General features: G+C 41.0%; 1 protein-coding gene. It reads left to right on the top strand.

Annotated features, from left to right (window positions below):
- Positions 1-294: 294 nt before the first annotated feature.
- Positions 295-600: a VOC family protein gene (locus tag NDJ01_RS19300; RefSeq protein ID WP_309303494.1), complete on the top strand. Its 306-nt coding sequence runs from the start codon at positions 295-297 to the stop codon at positions 598-600.
- The last annotated feature ends 120 nt before the right edge of the window (positions 601-720 follow it).

Below are 720 nucleotides of genomic sequence, written 5' to 3'. Positions count from 1 at the left end.
TTTGCCTGCATACCGAAAATTTCTCGTCATATCAAAAGATTAGGCGTAAACATGGCCGACTTTAGTTGCGGAATAACAAGACGTTCAAGGCGATTCGAAACGCATTGGGGTTTTAGTGCCCAAATAGGCACGGATTTATCAGAGTTTATTTTAGGTTAGGGTGCATGTGCGTCTCTCACACCTTAACTGCGCGTTATGTACTTTAAGGAAATTGAAACCAACTCTAAAGGACTGAGAGTGATAGATCATTTTGAAATTAAGGTAGTTGCATTCGAAGAGTGTCGTGTGTTTTAACTGAATGTGTTAGAACCATTGGGTATTGAGCTTAAGTGGTCCGATGAAAATGCAGCTGGTTTTGGGCTTTTGAGCGAGCCAAATGTAAGATTTTTAATTGAAAAAGGCGTCAGTAATTCTAAGTGCCATATTGCTTTTTCTGCATCAAACAAATTACAAGTTTCAGCGTTTCATCAAGCGGGACTATCTTTAGGTGGTAAATGCAACGGTAAGCCGGGTTTACGGGAGCACTATGCTCCAAATTACTACGCAGCATTTTTGATTGATCCCGAGGGCAATAATGTGGAGTCAGTCGTTTACCTTTAGCACGTACATAACAAATTGTTCAAGAGTGATTCGGCACGCTTGGCATTTTAACTATGCGTTAGGTTTAGTGGTTAAGGTAGTATGCGGAAGCATAGGTATTGCGTGCCTCACACCTTAACA

It is taken from the genome of Vibrio sp. HS-50-1 (genome assembly GCF_024747315.1).
GTDB classification, from domain to species: Bacteria; Pseudomonadota; Gammaproteobacteria; order Enterobacterales; family Vibrionaceae; genus Vibrio; species Vibrio diabolicus.
The sequence above is the reverse complement of the archived record's forward strand: the minus strand, read 5'-3'. Positions and strand labels throughout refer to the sequence as shown.